The organism is Candidatus Magnetaquicoccus inordinatus (assembly GCF_004217665.1).
Taxonomy (GTDB): domain Bacteria; phylum Pseudomonadota; class Magnetococcia; order Magnetococcales; family Magnetaquicoccaceae; genus Magnetaquicoccus; species Magnetaquicoccus inordinatus.
The window spans coordinates 3,975-6,769 of the sequence record NZ_RXIU01000197.1 but is presented as its reverse complement, the minus strand read 5'-3'; the positions used below and the strand labels follow the sequence as shown (position 1 = coordinate 6,769).

Genomic DNA, 2,795 nt, shown 5'->3' with positions numbered 1-2,795 from the left:
TACCATCGTGAAATTACTGACAGCAACCAATCCGCTTATTTGGGTACAACGACTTACAAAAAGCATGGCGAGCTATTGTAATGCCATGCGTTTAAATAGATGTTATAACCGTAAAAAGAGGCTTGGGACAGGGGTTCGCGTTCGGCCAGCTTATAAGCCCCACACGTAACGGCTTAAGTTAATGGCATTGAGGTGCCCTCCCTGGACCCGCAGTTGTGTTGGGTGGTGAATAGTTACCAATAGGGATGATTAAGTGCAGCCATATTCCGTGCCAGAAAAGGTTGGAAACAAGGATCGTTGCGCTTTCCAAGTGGATTGAAAAGTGCCTAGTGCCACTCTGAGCATCCGCTTGCGAAACAGCTTACCCAGTGCAGGAGAAAATTGTGGATCCCATCAAGGTACTCATCGTCGATGACAGCGCTGTCGTCCGTCTTGGCATCCGCAAAATGTTGGCTACCGATCCCGACATCCGCGTTGTCGGAGAAGCCGCCAATGGCCTCGATGCCATTAGCCAACGGGAAAAATTGGCCCCAGACATCATTACCATGGATGTCAACATGCCCGGCATGAATGGCTTGGAAACCACCGCCCAAATCATGTCCAGCAACCCCATCCCCATCTTGATCGTCACCGATCTGGATACCGCCAACCTCGCCTTTGAAGCCATCTCCTATGGCGCCCTCGACCTGCTCGGCAAGGCGGAAATCAATCCAGAAAGCACCAGCCAGTTTATCCGCAAAATCAAGCTTCTGTCGCAAATTCGGGTGATCCGACACATCCCACCGCGTCGGCAACCCTCCGATCTGCCTACCCCATCTGAACCTCTCTCTGGCGGACATGCCCTGGAGTGGATCATCGCTGTTGCCTCCTCCACCGGTGGCCCCAAAGCCCTGATCACCCTGCTCAACACCTTGGGCTCCGATTGGCGTACCCCGATCGTCGTCGCCCAACATATCCACAGCGATTTTATCCCCAAATTGGTAGAGTGGCTGGAAAGTGTAACTCCCTTGGTTATCTGCGTCGCCAGCGACCAACAACGACTGCTGCCGGGTCATGTCTACCTCTCCCCAGCCGATCGTAACCTGGAGATCTCTTCGCAAGGTCGCGCCATCCTTGTGCCGCCGCATCCCAAAGAGATCTATCGCCCTTCCTGTAACGCCCTGCTCTCCTCAGTCACTCGTCGCTACGGCATGAAAAGTATTGGCGTCATCTTGACCGGCATGGGCGACGACGGCATCGAAGGAGCAAAAGCCATCAAAGCCTCTGGCGGCCATGTCCTGGTCCAGGATGAGGCCACCTGCGCCGTCTACGGCATGCCCCTGGCCGCACAAAAAGCCGGCTGCGCCGATTATGTCCTGCCCATCCAGGAGATCGGTACCAAAATTCGTACCTTGATCGACCGCCGCACCCTTCCCCGATCCCTGGCTGCCCGTTGACCACCCCTGCCCTCACCATGGAACCTCTCCAGGAGATCTATCGACTGCATCAGCAAGCTCTCCCGCAACAGGCCCTGCAATTGGCCCTCCAACAGTTGGAAAAAGGGGTCTATTCCCCCACTCTCCTCAATATGACCGCCGTTTGCAGCCTGGAACTGGGTCTGAGTCAGCAGGCTGAAAGCTTGTGGCAAACCACGCTACAACTCTATCCCGATTTTACCGATGCCCTGGCCAATCTTGGCTTTCTCTACCAGGAGCAAGGACGTTGGCCAGAAGCAGAACAGGCCTACCGCACAGCCCTGCAACGCCAACCTGCCCAGCCACAACTGCATGGCAATCTGGCCACCCTGCTGCTGGAGTGGCAACGCTTTCCCGAAGCAGAAGCGCATCTGCATACCGCCCTGCAACTGGAGCCACAACAACCAACCCATTGGTATAACCTGGGCAACCTGGCCGCCGAACAAGAGCGCTTCGCCGAAGCGGAAACATACTATCGTCAGGCTTTGCAACTGCAACCCGATCATCCTGACGCCGCCTGGAATTATAGTCTCTTCCTCCTGCAGGCAGGACGCTTCCAGGAGGGTTGGCCACTCTATGAATCCCGCTACCACCCGCAAAAAAAAGAGCGTGTTCTGGAACTACCGCAACTCCCCTTCCCCTTCTGGCAAGGCGAAAATCTGCACGGACGCTCCCTGTTGATTATCGGAGAGCAGGGCTTTGGCGATGAAATACAGTTTTCCCGCTTTCTCCCCCTCCTGAAACAACTCCATCCCGCCCACCTCACCCTTGCCTGCAAAGAGCCCCTTCTCCCTTTGCTGCAAACAGTCGCTGGTGTTGACCAACTCCTTCCCCTCCAGGCCCTGGCAAAGGCGCCCAGGCATGATTATTGGACATTCCTGTTATCCCTGCCCGGGCAACTGAAGATCACCCTGGAGACTATTCCCACAAACCTGCCCTATCTCCACCCCCTGCCGCAATCCTTGCAACGCTGGCAGCCACACCTACAAGATCCCAGAATGAAAATTGGCCTGTTGTGGCAAGGCTCCCCTGCCCACCGCAACGATCGTCACCGCTCTATACCCCATATCCAACTGCTGCAACCGCTCTGGAACGCCCAACCCAACTGTGCCTGGTTCAGCCTGCAAAGCGGCGAAGCGGTCAAACAATTGCGCGATTTACCCCCCACACAACCGCTCCTGTCGCTGGGAGAACAAATCGAAAATTTTGCTGACAGCGCCGCCATCGTCCGACAACTGGATCTGGTCATCACAGTCGACACCGCCATGGCCCATCTCTGTGGTGCCCTGGCTACCCCCTGCTGGGTTCTGCTGCCACGCAGAGGAACCGATTGGCGCTGCC

2 protein-coding genes are annotated in these 2,795 nt (G+C 56.0%); both read left to right on the top strand.

What is annotated here, in order from left to right; genetic code table 11:
- Positions 1 to 383 precede the first annotated feature (383 nt).
- Positions 384 to 1,436, top strand: coding sequence for a chemotaxis-specific protein-glutamate methyltransferase CheB (gene cheB, locus EJP87_RS12605; RefSeq protein WP_193771356.1), 1,053 nt, complete (start codon positions 384 to 386; stop codon positions 1,434 to 1,436).
- Positions 1,433 to 2,795, top strand: a 1,363-nt coding sequence (locus tag EJP87_RS17900) for a tetratricopeptide repeat protein (RefSeq protein ID WP_193771355.1), incomplete at its 3' end; no start/stop codon positions are given. The genes cheB and EJP87_RS17900, both read left to right, overlap by 4 nt.